Source organism: Serratia sp. CY83965 (assembly GCF_052166375.1).
In the GTDB taxonomy this organism is placed as follows: Bacteria; Pseudomonadota; Gammaproteobacteria; order Enterobacterales; family Enterobacteriaceae; genus Serratia; species Serratia marcescens.
The window spans coordinates 377013-392654 of sequence record NZ_JBJNOV010000003.1 but is presented as its reverse complement, the minus strand read 5'-3'; the positions used below and the strand labels follow the sequence as shown (position 1 = coordinate 392654).

Here is a 15642-nt window from a genome sequence, read left to right as displayed (position 1 = left end):
ATTACTATGCATCCCAAATATATTTCTTAAAAAAGAATCCTAGCCATTCAGGTAAACCCAATCATATTCTACCGGAATGGCTTAGAACCCTTTTCTAACATAATGTCGTTCATTATGTATTCTTAGATTTTAGAGGCTCAATGTTAATGTCTATTTGTGGCTTATAGTAAGAATTACAGTAACAACAATTATGCAAAGCTTTAATCGACTCAGGTTCCTTCAGGAAATTTTCGATTCCCTTCTTACCACACATATTTAGATCTCTGACTGATATTGGAACGATTACTGGAGCGCTATCGTGAACATGGAGCACTTTCTCTTCTAAACCGATGTCGTAGCCAGTCTAGTAACTGGAAACTGATGCCGGACCACGCTGAAAGTGCGCGACATATCGTAGGGGAGGTTCTGGCTCCCCTATTTATTTACCAAATCATTAATGGCACATAAGACTGATTTGATTAATCATAACTATGTATGTCAACAATAATTCCTTTAGTGAAATATACAGTAAGGAATTTTTTGGTAGCAATAACCATCTCATTCAGCTTGGCATCATTTTTTCCAAATTTATATGTGAGTTCATCAAAATATTGCTTGGCAATTATTTTCGCCTCACTCTCCCTACCTAGCTTATCTAAAATACGGACATGGCTAATCGAGAGTGTAATAATCGGATAGCGATCACTTTCGTGTTTGTTAGTTTTATCAAGCCTATTTAGAATGTCTTTTGCCTTACCTAAGTATTCTAGCGATAAATTTGTATCGCTAGTATTTTCAGCAATGATAAGTAATTGTTGAGCATACGCATGCTCGATATGAGGTGATTCAGGAAAAGCCTCTCGGGCATTAATCAATTTTTGAAGCGCTAATTCATTATCTCCATATGCACGGAGAGCCAAACCATATTGCAATAAAAACAAGCCTTCTAGTTCTAGTTGTTTTTCAAAAAAGGAATAAATATTAAGTATGGATTCTTTTGAATCTCGAAGTACTTTCTTTAAAAACTTATAATTAACAAGTCCTTTATAAACTGCAGCATCTTTCTTAGAAATATTAACAACTATAGGAAATTGATATACGGAAAACGAATATATGTAAGCCGTAATAAGCTCACTCATTTCAGCTTCATCAACAAAAAGAGATGTTAACCGCTCAACATATATTCTATGTCGAGTACTTACATACCCGTTATTATAATTCACTAATCCAGATAGTCTTGAACAAAGTTCACTTACATTTGAAGTCGCTCCCAAGTAAGATAAAGCGCGAGTTAAGGTGGACTCAGATGCCTCACTTCTGTGCAGTGTCGCCAACCCTGAAAGTAGTAAAAGAGCTCGTTCACTCTTATCATTAATGTCTGCGAACTCACGCTTAATTATTTGATCAAAACCCTCTCCAGAAGTAGCCTCAATAAGCCCAATTAACAACTGACGTTTAGATTTTTTCAAAATTTCAAGGCGTCTATTTCTATAAGACATTTTTTTCAATCTGGCCCAATTACCATATAGCTCTATCTTGTTTAATATTGGATCAACATCTTTTTCACTTATAGAATCATAACTTTGGATATATGGAGAGAACTGCTCAAGATGTTCTCTAACCCGATACTCCCATATTCTGACATTCTCTGAACCAACAAATATGGCATGTTCATCAAAACCATTTGCGATCAATTGTGATAAATCGGATGCAATGTCAGCAAGTTTCTCGAAAAAGACGTAAAAAGAGGACGTATTTCTTTTATTTAATACCTTTAGAAGATTAGTTAAATCTTCGGGTATCCCTTCAACATAGTAACAATTTTTCGCCGTTCTGTCTGCTATTTCTAAAGCTAACTGCTTCAAAGCCGTTGTCTTACCTGAACCTGCTGGCCCTAGTATTAAGAACAATTTTTTGTTTAATTTGTTTCCGACACAAGCTTCAATGATTTTTTTAGTATTATCAAGAAGTGCGGGAATGTTATTAATTATATCTGACCAGGTAGGTTTAAATCCTTTGTAGAACTCCTTTACCATGGGTTGCATACTTTCAGTATGCTTCAATAACTCAGATCTGTTAACTTGCACCACCTTATCTAACGCTTTTGCTATTGATTTTGAAAAAGTTGGTTCTTCTCCGCTGCTTAAATAAGCCATTTCAGGCCGAGTATTCATTAATATATCTTTGGGAGTTAATCCAGAAGGAAATGTATCTTTCATCCAATTCATGAAATCTGATAAAGTTCCATTTATATATTCAATATTGCTCCCAGATAAACTATTCTGCTGTACGGAGCTTAGCTCTGGTACTATAAGATAGCTTTTAAGACTTTGATCACCTGTTCTTTTTTTGTACTTTTCAATTTGATGCCTAAAAATAGGCTCTTTGATTTTTGTACCAATAAATACAAATGTAAATCGATGATAATCTCTAGCTAATTCCATATACCATACAGGTTCTTCAGCAGAGCCTTCCCCATATTGTGCTGGAGAAAAAATAAAACCTTCCTCAGGGTAATTAATATCGCCATTTAGTTTAACAAGATCCATTTGACTAAAGAAAGGATCGAAATCCTCAATTCTACTATTTCTTCTTCTTACATTGAACACTTTGTTTGTAGTTACACCAGCTGCTTTTTCGATGGCATCATCAATATTGAATGTATAAACTCTTGGGAATGGATATTTCATCATATCCAGATATTCTTGAGAGGGCTGACAATGCTTATAGTATTTTTCAAGTAACTTTTGCATTCCTATTTCGCCTAAATGATTTAAGCCGGAAGCATATACATCAGATAAGTCGTCACCATCCTCCAATTCAAACCCTGCTTCTTCCGCAATTATTTTTGATAACGCATTACCGATTGGAGGATTTGATTTGAGTCGATTTGAACAGCCAAAAGAGGCACCAGCGCCAAGCAGTAACACAAATCGTCCATTCAAAATGGCTGTTCGGATATGATTATTCATTGACATATACCTTTTGTTTTCAAAGCATTCTGATTAAAATCTTATCTGTTTTACTCGATATTAAGTTATTTAAAAGATTAAGACAATTATATTGAATGCTTTTCTGATTTTTATCTACTTATTCAAACGTACGTTTGAATAAGTAGACTTCTGCGGTAGGCTCTGACGGTGTCATTTACCTCGATTTTTCACGCAGCTCGCCGGACGGTTTCCGTTCTGTACGGAGCGCTGGATGGCACTGATGCCCGATAATGCTTCGGATCTAATCATGTCGCCAGTGGTCATTCCTCTCGATGAGAATTTCCTCCCAGCGTTTGCTAGGAGTGACAAATCTGTCAGTCCCGCCCGAGTCTACCTGCGATCCCTTAATTCTCCCAGCAGTCGGCAGACCATGGCTTCGTTCCTGAATATCGTTGCCGGCATGCTCAGCGCCGATTTCCTGGAGTCCTGCAACTGGGGTAGCCTCAGTCGCCATAACGTTATGGCCTTGACCGAGCTGCTGCGCGACACCGGCCGAGCCACCGCCACCGTCGACACCTATCTTTCGACGTCGAAAGGCGTGGCGAAGGAAGCGTGAATGCTGAAGCTAATGGATGTGGACAGCCTCCAGCCCATCCGGGTGGTCCGTAACCTGCGCGGCAATCGTCTCTCGCAGGGTCGGACCCTGCCGCCGGAAGAGAACCGCGCGCTGTTCGGTGCCTGTGAGGTCGATGACTCCAGTGTCGGCCTCCGCGATGCTGTGATGCTGTGTAAATATCCCGTATAACCGAACCATTTAATATTGGTATCACGATCGATTGAACTCACAGTACGAATTTGTCCATAAGCTGAAACCGAAGATCGGCTGACCTTCTCCCTAGTTATTAATAGGTTTCACCTTTAGCGAAGTCCGCTCCTGGCACAAAGCAGCCATTGATACCTAACTTCAACAATGAAACACACCTTACCAACCTCTCTTCAAAAAAACACAGCCACATAAAATGATTAAATTCACAATTAATAAACCAACGACATTATTACATCTATTTTTATTCCATTATTTTCCCTCCCCCAACTCCCCCCTAGCACCGCCCCCGCCCTTTCCCTACAATAAGGGATCTGTTGAGGCATAACGCAAGGAAAGACGGTGTCGAAAGCCAATCCCAATGCCACTATCGTGGATATCGCCCGCCGCGCCAAGGTGACCAATATCACCGTTTCCCGCGCCTTCAATAAGCCCGAGCTGGTCAAGCCGGAAACCCGCGAGCGCATTCACGCCATCGCCAAAGAGCTGAACTATGTGCCCAATGCGTTCGCGCAGGGACTGAAAAGCAGCAGCAGCCAGATTATCGGCATCGTCACCAGCAGCATGTACAACCCGTTCTATTCCGGCCTGATCAAGACCGTGTCGCGCATTGCGCGCCAGCAGGGCTACCAGATCATGCTGTTCGACACCGACGGCAGCGAAGAGGCGGAAATGCGCGCCATTCAGGCGCTGTTCGGCTATAAGGCGCGCGGCATCCTGCTGTCGGCGGTGCGCGACGACAAGCGCTACCGCCCCGCCTATCTCGAGCTGGCCGAGGTGTACGGCGTGCCGCTGATCCTGATCGACCGCGATCTTTACGATCAGCAGCTGAGCGGCGTGTTCCTCGATAACCGCGAGATCGGCGTTTTGGCCGGGCGTTATCTGGCGGAGCAGCCGGAGCAGAAGCTTTTGATTATAGGCGGCCCGGCGGATTCGGAAATTACGCTAACGCGCACCGCCGGCATCGTCGCGGCGCTGCAGGGCAGCGGCCGTGAGATTCATATCATCAACGGCGACTACGATTTCACTTCACAGGAAAGCGAAGTGCGCGCCTATCTGGCGCAGCCGGAGAACCGCCCGGATTACATCATCGGCCTGAACGGCATCATCACGCTGGGCGCCATCGCCATCTGCCACGAGATGGGACTTTATCAGCAGGTGAAGTTCTTCTCGATAGACGAGCCGCCGCGCGCCGGCGCTTACGGCCTGCACATTCCGGGGGTGTATCACGATACGCAGAAACTGGGGGAGATCGCCGCGGAGCTGTTGTTCAGCGCCATTAACAGCCCGCGCGGCGAACTGCCGGTGCGCAGAGAGTTCTTCACCGGCTCACTGTTGAATCGCTGACGGGCGCTATTGCCCGTAGTAGGCGTGTTTGCCGTGCTTGCGCAGGAAATGTTTGTCCAGCAGCTCCGGCTGCATCGGGGCGATGGCCGGCGCCAGCTGGCGCGTCGCCATCGCCATGATCGCCACCTCCTCCAGCACCACCGCGTTGTGCACCGCATCCGCCGCGTCCTTGCCCCAGGCGAATGGGCCGTGGGAGTAAACCAATACCCCCGGCACCTGCTGCGGATCGCGCCCCGCCTGATTGAAGGTCTCGATAATCACCTTGCCGGTTTCCCCCTCGTAATCCCCGGCGATCTCCGCCTCGCTCATCGGCCGGGTACAGGGAATGTCACCGTAAAAGTAGTCGGCGTGGGTGGTGCCCAGCGCCGGGATCGGCTGCCCGGCCTGCGCCCAGATGGTGGCGTTGCGGCTGTGGGTGTGCACCACGCCGCCGATATCGGCGAAGGCGCGGTACAGCGCCAGATGGGTGGCGGTGTCGGATGAAGGCTTGCGGTGCCCTTCGCGCACCTTGCCCTCCAGATCCACCACCACCAGATCCTCCAGCGTCATCGCCTCGTAGGCGATGCCTGAAGGCTTGATCACCACCAGCCCGCTCTGGCGGTCGATCGCCGAGACGTTGCCCCAGGTAAAGGTCACCAGCCCGTATGCCGGCAGGCTGAGGTTGGCGGCCAGCACCTGCCGCTTGAGCTCGTTCAGCATGCGATGCCTCCCTCGATCATCTGTTGTTCGATCCAGGCCTTGGCCTGGGCGATGCGTTGCTTATCCTGCCCGTCTTCGCGCGCCCACATCTCCAGCAGATAGGGGCCGCGATAGCCGAGCGCGTTGAGCACGGAAAAGGCGTGGGCGAAATCCACGCAGCCTTCGCCGAACGGCACGTCGCGGAACTGCCCGGCGCTGCCCGGCCCCACCGCGACGGTGTCTTTGAGGTGTATGGCGGTGATGCTGCCGATGCCCAGCGCCAGCTCGGCGGCGACGTCGTTGCCCCAGGCGCTGAGGTTGCCGAGATCGGGATACACTGTGAACCACGGGCTGTTGACGTGGCGGGCGATGTCGCGCCATTTGCTGATGCTGTTGATGAACGGCGTGTCCATCACCTCCACCGACAGCATCACCTGCGCTCTGGCGGCCTGCGCCGCCGCCCACTGCATGCCCTCGATAAAGCGCTCGCGGCTGTGGCGATCGGCGGGTTCATAATAGACGTCGTAGCCCGCCAGCTGGATGTTGCGGATGCCAAGATCCGTCGCCAGTTCCAGCGCCTTGCTCATCAGCACCCGCGCCCGCTCACGGGTGGCGGCGTCGGCGCTGCCGAACGGATCGCGCCGGTGCGCCGACAGGCACAGGCTCGGCACCGTCACCCCGCTGTCGAGCCGCGCCTGGATAAACGCCAGCCGCTGGCGGCGATCCCAGTCCAGCCGCTGCTGGCGCGCCGGCTGCTCGTCGATCGACATCTCCACAAATTCAAAGCCCAGCTCGGCGGCGGTGGCCAGCCGCTGCGGCCAGCTCAGATCGGCAGGCAGCGCCTTTTCATACAGCCCCAGACAGGCGGCGTTAGTCGTTTGCATCAGTCACCTCACTCAAAGCCTGGGCGACCGCCAGATAGTGCGCCTGCTGGGCGCGCAGGCGCCGATGGGCGGCGGTCGCGGGATAATAACAGCGCAGCTTGGGCGGCGCGGCGGCGATCGCTTCGGCGAACCCGGCGTACTCCCCGGCGCCGACGGCGGCGCACAGGGCGGCGGCGCGGCAGCCGCTCTGGCGGGTTTCCACCACCTCGAGCGGCAGGTTGCCGGCGTCGGCGTACATCTGCATCCACACCTCGGACTGCGTCGGCCCGCCGGTCATACGCACCCGTTCGATGCGCGGGTTCAGCTGCACCATGCGCTCCTGATGGATCAGGTGCGAAAACACGATGCCCTGGTAGATCGCCTGCACCACGTCCGCCATCTCGTGGTGAGCGCTCAGGCCGATCAGCCCGCCCGGCGTGTTGCCGCCGAGGTTGGAGCCGTACAGATAAGGCAGGAACAGCAGCCCGCTCGGCTGCTCGCGGCGCTCGGCCACCCAGGCGTTGAACTGGGCGTAGCGCTGCCGGTCGTCGGCGCAGAACTGGCGCAGAAACCAGGCCAAATTGCCGGCCGAGGTCGGGCTGCCTTCGTGCACGAAATAGCGGCCGTCGATGCAGTAGCGCCCCCAGGCGTAGGGATAATCGGCGGGAATGATGCGCTCGGTTACGCAGGTGGCGATCGACCAGGTGCCCGCCACCGCGCTGAGCGTGCGATCGTCGGCCACGCCGGAGCTGAGCGCCGCGCCCACCACGTCGAACAGGCCGCCGTATACCGCGGTGCCCGTTCGCAGGCCGCACTGCGCCGCCGCAGCGGCCGTCACCCGCCCGGCCAGCTGCGCCGAGCCGATCACCGGCGCGGTCTTCTCCTGCGCCTCTTCGATGCCGAAGGCCGCCATCAGCGCCGGATCGTAAGCGCCGCTGTACTGGTTAAACAGGTTGCTGCCGGAGATGTTGGTCACCTCGGCCGCCGCCTCGCCGGTGAGGCGAAAGCGCAGGTAGTCGTGCGCCATCAGGATGCGATCGACGGCGGCGTACTGCGCCGGCTGCCGCTGCTTCAGCCAGCGCAGCAGCAGCGCCGGGTGGCTGGGCCACAGCGGCTGCAGGCTGCGCGGGTAGGTCTGCGCGTCCACGCCGGCGCGGCGCAGCTCAGCCGCCGTGGCCGCCGCGCGGTTGTCCGAAGAGAGGATGCCGTTGCCGACCGGTTTGCCGTGGCGGTCGATGGCGTACAGCCCTTTGCCGTGCGCCGAGAAGCTGACGCCGCGCACCTGCCCGGCCTCCAGCCCAGCCGCGTGCAGCGTCTGGCGGATCGCCGCGCAAACGTCATCCCACAGCGCGTCCATATTGCGTTCGCTGAAGCCTGGCTGAGCGGCGATCGCCGCGCCGTCGCGCTCGGCGATCGCCAGTTCTTCGCCATCGGCCCGGTACAGCCCGGCCTTGATCACCGTGCCGCCGACGTCTATGCCAAGAAAGACTGACATCGCGCCTCCTATTTGCGCCGCACGGAGCTGAGGTAGATGGCGGCCAGGATGATGCCGCCCTTCACCACGTTCTGGATATACGGCGATACGTTCATCAGATTGAGGCCGTTGTTGAGCACCCCGAGCATCATCGCCCCCACCAGCGTGCCGACGATGGCGCCGCGCCCGCCGGAGATCGCCGCCCCGCCCAGCACTACGGCGGCGATGGCGTCCAGCTCGAAGCCTTCGCCGGCGTTGGGCTGCCCGCTCATCAGGCGCGAGGTCAGCACCAGCCCGGCCAGCGCGGCGGTCAGGCCGCTGATCACGTACACCAGCATCTTGTAACGCGGCACACGGATGCCGCTCAGGCGCGCCGCCTCTTCGTTGCCGCCCATCGCGTAGACGTAGCGGCCGAACGGCAGCTGATTGAGCATCAGCCAGGCCAGCACGTACACGCCGAGCATGATCAGGATCGGCACCTGAATGCCCAGCAGCGTGCCGCGGCCGAAGAAGGAGAAGACGTCAGGCAGGCCGGAGATCGGGTAGCCGCCGGTATAGAGCAGCGCCAGGCCGCGGGCGATGCCCATCGACGCCAGGGTGACAATGATCGGCGGCATGCGCAGGTAGGCGATGCAGGCGCCGTTGGCCAGGCCGAACAGCGCGCCGAGCGCCAGCGCCGCCACCATAGCCAGCGGGATGGGCACCGCCGCCAGCATCAGCCCGGCGGCGACCGAGCCGGCCAGCGCCATCACCGGCCCCACCGAGAGATCGATGCCGCCGGTCAGGATGGCGCAGGTCATGCCCACCGCGATAATGGCGTTGATCGACACCTGGCGCGCCACGTTGGTCAGGTTGTTAACGCTGAGGAAGCTGTCGTTCAACAGGCTCATCAGCACGAACAGGATCACAAAGCCGATAAACGGCAAGACCGCCGGGTGATGCAGCAGTTTTTCCCAGCGCTTGCCGAGGCTGGGGCCGGCGGCGCGGCGCGCCACGGCGGGTTGTTCAATTCCGATCATAAGGCACTCCCGGTCGCGTGAAGCATGATGTGGTTGGATTCGATGTCGTCGCCGGTCAGCTCGGCGACGATGTGGCCGCCGCGAAACACCAGCACGCGGTCGCACACGCCGATGATCTCCGGCAGTTCGGAAGAAATCATGATGATGGAGATGCCCTGCTGGGTCAGTTGCTGCATCAGCTGGTAGATCTCGGCCTTGGCGCCCACGTCGATGCCGCGCGTCGGCTCGTCGAAGATCAGGATGTTGCAGTCATTGTTGAGCCAGCGGGCGATCACCACCTTCTGCTGGTTGCCGCCGCTCAGGGTGCTGACGGCAGTCTCGGCGTCCGGGGTTTTCACGCCCACGGCGCGGATCAGCCGCTGCACCACATCGCGATCCTTGCGGGCGCTGACGAAGATCTTGCCGCGCCGGTGGTGCCGGTTGAGGGTGATGTTCTGCGCCACCGAGAACGGCAGCACCAGGCCCTCGGTTTTGCGGCTCTCCGGCAGCAGGCCGATGCCCTGCGCCAGCGCCTGCGCCGGGGAGCACAGCGCCGCCGGTTGGCCGCCGAGGCTGACGCGTTTGCGGTGGCAGCGGCTGGCGCCGATCAGCGCCGAGACGGTCTCGGTGCGCCCGGAGCCCACCAGCCCGGCGAAGCCGAGGATCTCGCCCTTGTGCAGGTGGAAACGGTCGGTCGCGCCGTGCTTCTCGCGCTGGATCTCCGCCTCCAGCAGCACCGTCGCGGTATCGACCGGGTGCTGCTTCACCGGGAAAGCGTTCTCGATTTTGCGCCCGACCATCAGCCGCACCAGCTCTTCCACGTTGGTGTCGCCGGTGGCCAGCGTTTCGATGTAGGCGCCGTCGCGCAGTACGGTGATGCGATCGCAGATGGTGAAGATCTCGTCCAGGTGGTGCGAGATAAACACCATGCCGACGCCCAGCAGCCGCAGATCGTTCATCACGCTGAACAGGTGCTCGGCCTCGCCCGGCGTCAGCGTGGCGGTCGGTTCATCCAGCACCAGCACCCGCGCCTCCAGCGACAGCGCCTTGGCAATTTCAACGAACTGCTGCTGCGCCACGCTCAGCTGCTCCACCGGGCAATCGAGATCGATAGCCACCGTCAGCCGCTTGAAGATCGCCTCGGCCTTGCGCCGCATCGCCCGGCGATCCAGCAGGCCCCAGCGGTTCCTGATCTCCCGGTTGAGGAAGATGTTGTCGATGGCGCTCATGTAGGGAATCAACGAGAATTCCTGAAAAATAATGCCGACCCCAGCCTCGATCGCCTGGCGATAGTTGTTAAAGCGGCACTGCTCGCCGTCGATAAAAATATCACCCTCGTCCGGCTGATAGATGCCGCACATGATTTTCACCAGCGTCGATTTGCCGGCGCCGTTTTCGCCCAGCAGGGCGTGCACCTCGCCGCGTTGAATGGCCAGATCGATGCCGTCCAGCGCCTTCACGCCGGGAAAGCTTTTCTTGATTCGCTTCAGTTCCAGTAAAGGTGTCACCGCATTGCCCTCCGCGCCGAACGCCCCGCCGCAGCGGGGCGAACCGGCCGCTGTTACCAGCTAAAGCCGGCCGCATTGCTGCGGTCGATCAGCTTCACTTTGACCGGCACGGTTTTCGGCACCGTGGCGCCCCAGTAGCGGGCCAGCGCAATGCCGAGCGCAATGCGCAGCTGGTCGCGCGGGAACTGCGCCGAGGTGGCGATAAACGGCGAATTCGGCTTGAGGATCTCTTTGATGGCTTCCGGCTGGCCGTCGACGCTCACCAGCTTGACCTTGGCGCCGTTGCTTTCGATCGCCGCCAGGGCGCCGAGCGCGCCGACGTCGTTGACGCTGAAGATGCCCGCCAGATCCGGCGCCGACTGCAGCATGTTTTCGGTCACGGTCAGCGCGGTGTCACGCTCCTGCTTGCCGTTTTGCTTGGTGACGATCTTGATGTCGGGGTATTTCTTCATCGCCGCTTCAAAGCCGCGCACGCGCTCCAGGATCGGCACCACCGGGATGCCGTCGAGGATCGCCACCTTGCCTTTGCCGCCCAGCGCTTTCGCCAGGTATTCGCCCGCCTGGAAGCCGGCGTCGTAGTTTTCCGATCCGACGAACGAGTCCAGCGGCCCTTCCGCCTGCGCGTCGATCGCCACCACCACCGCGCCGGCCTTATGGGCGGAGATCACCGCCGACTGCACCCCCACCGAATCGGTCGGGTTGATCAGCAGGATATCCACCTTCTTCTGCAGCATGTCTTCCACGTCGCCGATCTGTTTGGCAACGTCATGGCGCGCATCGGCCACGTACACCTTGGCGCCGATATCCGCCGCAGCCTGATCCAGCGCCTGCTTCATGGTGACGAAGTAGTCGTTGTTCATTTCCTGGAACGACATACCGATCGTGATTTGCTTGGCCAGCGCCACCTGGCTGGCCGCCAACATTCCACCGGCGACGATAAAAGGCAGGGTCTTTTTGAATAATGAAAACATAGCCAATTCTCCTGTAGGGAAGCTTCTTGTTGTGGTTATCAGAGCAACAGCATGTCTTTACGTTTGGCCGACCGGCCGGCCCCCCATTGCGGATGGGCCGGCGGTCGTGACTGCAACAGCGGTACGGCGGGAAAATCAGGGAACCAGGATCACCTTGATGGAATCGGTCGAGTCCGCCAGGGCGAAGGCTTCGTCCCAGTCGTTCAATGAATAGCTGTGGGTGACCACGCCGTTGGAGGTCACCAGCCCGCGCTCGAACAGATCGATGGCGATTTCATAGCTGTAGGGCGCCAGGTGCGCGCCGCGAATGTCCAGCTCTTTGCGATCGCCGATGATGGACCAGTCGACGGTGGTTTCCTTGCCAAATACGCTGAACTCCACGAAGCGGCCCAGCTTGCGGATCATCTGCAGCCCCTGGGTGACGCCGATCGGCGCGCCGGTGGCCTCGATATACACGTCGCAGCCGTAGCCGCCGGTCAGCGATTTGACAATCTGGTCGGCGTCTTCCTTCAGCGGGTTGATCACCACGTCGGCGCCGAATTCCTTCGCCAGCGCCAGCCGCTCGTCGATGGCGTCGATCACGATCAGTTTCTTCGGCGTCTTCAGGCGCGCCACCTGCACCATGCACAGCCCGAGCGGCCCGGCGCCGGCCAACACCACCACGTCGTCCAGCTGGATGTCGCCGCGCGCCACGGTGTGGATGGCGCAGGCCATCGGTTCGATCAGCACCGCGTCTTCATGGCTCAGGCTTTCCGGGATCTTGTGCACGATAGCGTTCTCGGAAAAGCGCATGTATTCCGCCATGCCGCCCTCCGCCACGTCTTTCTGGAAGCCGTAAATGTTATGCGTCTCACACATCCAGTAACTGCCGGATTTGCAGTAACGGCACTCCCAGCACGGCACGATCTGCTCGGCGATCACCCGCTCACCGATCCGGTATTTGCCTTCCGCGCCCTCGCCCAGCGCGGCGATGCGGCCGTAGAACTCATGTCCCGGCACCACCGGCGGTTTGACCCACGGGTTCTCCCCCCAAAACATCTGCGCGCCGTTCTTGCACTTGCAGTCGCCGGCGCAGATGCCGCAGCCTTCCACCTTGATCACCAGCTCGCGCGCCTTCGGCAGCGGCGTGGGCACCTGTTCGAAACGGTAGTCCTGCGGGCCGTGGCAAACGACCGCGCGCATTTTTTCCGGCAACTGACTCATCTCTTCCTCCAATACACTCGTTAAACGCTTGAAAATTCTAAATGTTGACGTTGTCATTTTTATTCAACAAAAAACGAGCAGCGAAACAACATGTTAAATTTCAATAAATTAATCATAAAACATCTCGAAAACTCAAAATGACAACGTGAACATTGATCGACATATAACCAAAGCTGCAAAAATAATTGTTTGAGCAAAATCACAGTTCGTTAACATTGCGGCTAAAAAAGCTACAAATGCGGATCGCGATCCCATTTACGGGATCGATGAGGATCGGGAGATGATCGAAACGGCAGGAAGAAGATGATTGGCAGGAATGCGGGCCAGGCATCGCGCCCGGCCCGATAAAGCGGGTTACTTCACTTCACCCATCGCTTTCAGCTTTTTGGACAGCTCGCGGCGCTCTTTGGACAGATCGGCATTTTTGATGATGTAGTCATCAACGCGATCTTCGTAGTCGCTGCGCATGTTGGCGATGATGCCCTGAATGTCTTCAATGCTCATGCCGGGCTTGATGTACTCGCTCAGGTTGTCGAGCAGCAGCACGCGCTTCTGGTTATCACGAATTTTCTTTTCGTTGTCGACGATCTCGCGTTGCAGTTTGTTTTTGCGGCGGAACATACGCACAAACTCCAGCACGTCCTGGAAACTCGGCTTATTTGCATTATCCATCTTTATACCCTTGCTTTAGTAATACACAGATTCATTTGCTTACGGCCACATGGCACCAAGATACAGGTTTGTGGCGGTCCGGCACAACAGTGATTGCCTTATCTTACCCACTTTGCCCCGGCGGCCAAAACCCAAAGCGCCGCCTTCATGATCTGACCCCTTATTCACGCCCGGCGGCGGTGCAGACCTGGAGCAGATCCCCCAACTCTTCCAGCTGCTGCGCCAGCTCCATGCTGAGCCAGACATAGCCGTAAATCGGCGCTTCGCCGTGCTGACCGAGGCTGACCTCCTGCATCAGCGTTTTCAGCTCGCCGGCGATCTCCGCCAGCTGCCCCGCCGCCGCCTGCCGCTGCGCCTGTGGCCCTTCGCGCATCAGCAGCGCCAGCGATTCCAGCGAGCTCAGCGTCAGCAGTTGGGTGCTGCGCAGCGTGCGGGCGTTTAGCATGATGAAGTGCGTTTCGCGCGAAGCCCAGTAGGCGTCGGCCATCAGTTCCAGCGTGCACACCAGATTGCGGCTGAGGGTTTGCACCGCCTCGAACACCGCTTTGGGGATGCGGGTTTCCTTGCTGGCGGGCACGATCAGGCTGCGCAGCTTCACCACCTGATTCAACAGATCCTTGAGCTGCGGCTCCAGCCGCGGCCGCTCAATGACGTTCGGCGAAAAGTAGGCGCCGTAAATTCGGGCGGCGGTTTGCAGGCAGTCCGCCATTTGCATGCGCCACAGAATGTAGGCGCGCTGCGGGTAGATGCTGGTGAACAGCAGCGCCAGCAGCGAGCCGAAGATCACGTCGCCGCTGCGCCAAAGCGCAGTGTGCATGTCGCCGGCGCCCGCGCCGCACACCACCGCCAGCGTGATCCCCACCAGCAGCGCCATATACGGCCGTTTGCCGAGCGTCAGGTAACCGCAGACGAACATCACCACGCCGCACCAGACCAGCATCAGCGGCAGCGAATAGAATTCCAGATACAGGGCGATCAGGCCGGACGCGGCGCCGAACACCGTGCCGGCAATGCGTTGCAGCGCCCGCTGCAGCACGTTGCCCCAAAACGAGATCGGCCCCATCACCACCACCAGGGTGATCAGCGGCCAGGTGCCTTCGGGCACCGCCAGCAGGCGGATCAGCAGAAAGGTCAGGATAAACGCCAGCCCGATGCGCACGCCGTGAACGACGCGATAGTGGCGATAGGTCAGCAGTTCAAGGGGAGAGATTTTTCGATCGAGGCGCACGATGCCTCCGATAAAGACCAGCCAGGCCGCTATTTTAGCGGAGGAAGCCCGGCGAGGAAAAGGCGAATGAGGCGTCCCCCATTCGCGGTCAGGCTCAGGCGGCGTACTTGTCGACCAGCGCGCGCAGAACGGCGGCGGTTTCGACATCCATCACGCCGTCATACTTCTGCGGACGGAAGTGCAGCTGGAACGCGCGCACCAGCTGGCGATAGCCTTCTGCGGTGTTCGCCGCCGAGGTGTCATAGCCGTATTGGGCGAACAGTTTCAGCAGATCGGCCTGCGCCGGCAGGCCCTGGCTGCAGTATTCCTGCTGGCGCTGCTGCTTGGTCGCTTCGTCATACCAGGCGCCGACGCCGGCCTGATACAGCTGCAGCCACGGGAACTGCGGGCCCGGATCGCTCTTGCGGCCCGGCGCGATGTCGGAGTGCGCCACCACGTTCACCGGCGAGATGTCCGGATAACGCTGCAGGATGTTCTGCGCCAGCTGGGTGACCGCCTCGATCTGCTGCGGATTGAACGGCGGGAAGGTGATGTTTTCACCGTCGCCGCTCGCCAGATTGACGATCTCGATGCCGATCGAGGTGTCGTTGATATTGCTGCGGGTGCCCCACTGGCTGGTGCCGGCATGCCAGGCGCGCTCGTTCTCGTCCACCAGGTTGAAGATGCGCACGCCGCTGAAACCGGCCGCCTGATAGGTCGCCTCGGTCGGATCCGGCACCAGGTAGTGCGCGCTGACCGATTTTCCGGTCAACGACGTCACCGAGTCGGCGAAGTTTTGCGCCGTGTAGTGCAGCACCAGAAAACGCACGCGGTGGCCGAAGCTGGCGACCGATCGGTAGCTATTGTAATCAATCTTGTACATCGTAAAGTCCCTCTCTCGTTTGATTTCACTGAGCGGCTCCTCATCATGACAAGCCGCCCCGCACGGGTGAACCCTTGGCTCACCCTTTTGTTTTAGCTAATTG

Annotated in this window: 14 protein-coding genes; 3 read left to right on the top strand and 11 right to left on the bottom strand. The window is 57.1% G+C overall.

Annotation, left to right across the window (positions count from 1 at the left end; all coding sequences use genetic code 11):
- Positions 1-458: 458 nt before the first annotated feature.
- Positions 459-2951: a P-loop NTPase gene (locus ACJ8PL_RS09830; RefSeq protein ID WP_442531132.1), complete on the bottom strand. Its 2493-nt coding sequence runs from the start codon at positions 2949-2951 to the stop codon at positions 459-461.
- Between the two features lie 391 nt (positions 2952-3342).
- On the opposite strand from ACJ8PL_RS09830, the gene ACJ8PL_RS09825 reads away from it, so the two are divergent.
- From ACJ8PL_RS09825 to ACJ8PL_RS09815, 3 genes are all read left to right on the top strand, one after another.
- The gene (locus tag ACJ8PL_RS09825; RefSeq protein WP_442531131.1) at positions 3343-3528 is read left to right on the top strand and encodes a hypothetical protein; all 186 of its coding nucleotides are present in this window, start codon (positions 3343-3345) and stop codon (positions 3526-3528) included.
- The gene (locus tag ACJ8PL_RS09820; protein ID WP_442531130.1) at positions 3529-3717 is read left to right on the top strand and encodes a hypothetical protein; all 189 of its coding nucleotides are present in this window, start codon (positions 3529-3531) and stop codon (positions 3715-3717) included. It begins immediately after the preceding gene.
- Between the two features lie 360 nt (positions 3718-4077).
- Positions 4078-5082, top strand: a complete 1005-nt coding sequence (locus tag ACJ8PL_RS09815; protein WP_442531129.1) for a LacI family DNA-binding transcriptional regulator — start codon at positions 4078-4080, stop codon at positions 5080-5082.
- 6 nt (positions 5083-5088) lie between these two features.
- Here the strand turns inward: ACJ8PL_RS09815 and araD are convergent, their stop codons facing one another.
- The 10 genes from araD to ACJ8PL_RS09765 form a co-directional block, all read right to left on the bottom strand.
- Positions 5089-5781 carry an L-ribulose-5-phosphate 4-epimerase gene (gene araD / locus ACJ8PL_RS09810; protein ID WP_033632583.1) on the bottom strand — a complete coding sequence of 231 codons (693 nt, stop codon included), beginning with the start codon at positions 5779-5781 and terminating at the stop codon, positions 5089-5091.
- A complete protein-coding gene (locus tag ACJ8PL_RS09805) occupies positions 5775-6644 on the bottom strand; it encodes an L-ribulose-5-phosphate 3-epimerase (protein WP_442531127.1) in 870 nt (289 codons plus the stop codon). The genes araD and ACJ8PL_RS09805 overlap by 7 nt, the downstream gene beginning before the upstream one ends.
- Entirely contained in the window at positions 6631-8118 is a 1488-nt protein-coding gene (locus ACJ8PL_RS09800) for an FGGY-family carbohydrate kinase (protein ID WP_442531126.1), read from the bottom strand. The genes ACJ8PL_RS09805 and ACJ8PL_RS09800 overlap by 14 nt, the downstream gene beginning before the upstream one ends.
- A gap of 8 nt (positions 8119-8126) precedes the next feature.
- On the bottom strand, positions 8127-9116 hold the full coding sequence (locus ACJ8PL_RS09795; protein ID WP_079452223.1) for an ABC transporter permease: 990 nt from the start codon (positions 9114-9116) through the stop codon (positions 8127-8129).
- Positions 9113-10603 carry a sugar ABC transporter ATP-binding protein gene (locus ACJ8PL_RS09790; RefSeq protein ID WP_442531125.1) on the bottom strand — a complete coding sequence of 497 codons (1491 nt, stop codon included), beginning with the start codon at positions 10601-10603 and terminating at the stop codon, positions 9113-9115. Before ACJ8PL_RS09790 ends, ACJ8PL_RS09795 begins: the two co-directional genes overlap by 4 nt.
- Before the next feature lie 53 nt (positions 10604-10656).
- Positions 10657-11574: an ABC transporter substrate-binding protein gene (locus ACJ8PL_RS09785; protein ID WP_016927010.1), complete on the bottom strand. Its 918-nt coding sequence runs from the start codon at positions 11572-11574 to the stop codon at positions 10657-10659.
- 135 nt (positions 11575-11709) lie between these two features.
- The gene (locus tag ACJ8PL_RS09780) at positions 11710-12777 is read right to left on the bottom strand and encodes an erythritol/L-threitol dehydrogenase (protein WP_016927009.1); all 1068 of its coding nucleotides are present in this window, start codon (positions 12775-12777) and stop codon (positions 11710-11712) included.
- A gap of 354 nt (positions 12778-13131) precedes the next feature.
- Positions 13132-13449, bottom strand: a complete 318-nt coding sequence (tmaR, locus tag ACJ8PL_RS09775; protein ID WP_004935612.1) for a PTS system regulator TmaR — start codon at positions 13447-13449, stop codon at positions 13132-13134.
- A 160-nt stretch (positions 13450-13609) separates the two neighbouring features.
- Complete coding sequence (locus ACJ8PL_RS09770) at positions 13610-14677, bottom strand: FUSC family protein (protein ID WP_442531169.1); 1068 nt, start codon at positions 14675-14677, stop codon at positions 13610-13612.
- 94 nt (positions 14678-14771) lie between these two features.
- Positions 14772-15539 carry an N-acetylmuramoyl-L-alanine amidase gene (locus ACJ8PL_RS09765; RefSeq protein WP_442531124.1) on the bottom strand — a complete coding sequence of 256 codons (768 nt, stop codon included), beginning with the start codon at positions 15537-15539 and terminating at the stop codon, positions 14772-14774.
- Between the last annotated feature and the right edge of the window lie 103 nt (positions 15540-15642).